This is a genomic window from Mesorhizobium sp. M0317, assembly GCF_040321555.1.
GTDB lineage: Bacteria > Pseudomonadota > Alphaproteobacteria > Rhizobiales > Rhizobiaceae > Mesorhizobium.
Genome location: NZ_JAMYRV010000116.1, coordinates 1 through 632 on the forward strand (window position 1 = coordinate 1; position 632 = coordinate 632).

General features: G+C 66.5%; 1 protein-coding gene. It reads right to left on the minus strand.

Annotated elements, in window-relative coordinates:
- The coding region (locus NKI88_RS31775; RefSeq protein ID WP_352659357.1) for a cadherin-like domain-containing protein at positions 1–632 on the minus strand (632 nt) is incomplete at both ends.

Sequence of the window (632 nt, forward strand, 5' to 3'; positions counted from 1 at the left end):
TGCCGTGCAGCACCGACAGCGTCGTGGTGATGTTGGTGGCGCTGCCAGCATCTACGTCGGCAATCGCCAGGCCGGTGACAGAAAGATTGGTGTCCTCGGCGACCGTCTGCAGTGCCGGCACCGTATTCACCGGTGCGTCGTTCACACTGGTGACGTTGATGGTGAAGGTGTTGGGCGACTGGTCGAGGTCGACGCCGCCATTGGCGGTGGTGCCGTCGTCCTGCACCTGGAAGGTGAAGTTGGCATAGCCGGTGCCGTTGGCGTCGGCGGCCGGGGTGAATACCAGCTTGCCGGCGTTGATGTCGGCGACGGAGACGAACTGGCCGGCGGTGACGGGGATGCCGTCATTGGTGAGCGAGCCGGCGCCGGGCAGCGTGGTGATCTCGACGGCCAGCAGGGCATCGGCGCCCGCGGCGCTGGCGGCATCGGTGGGATCGCTGAAGCCGAAATCGGCGGCGGTGAAGGTGTGGGCGCCGTCCTCGTTGACGGTGACGGTGTTGCTGGTGCCAGCGGGTGCGTCGTTCACACTGGTGACGTCGAGCGTCATGGTGTTGGGCGACTGGTCGAGGTCGACGCCGCCATTGGCGGTGGTGCCGTCGTCCTGCACCTGGAAGGTGAAGTTGGCATAGCCG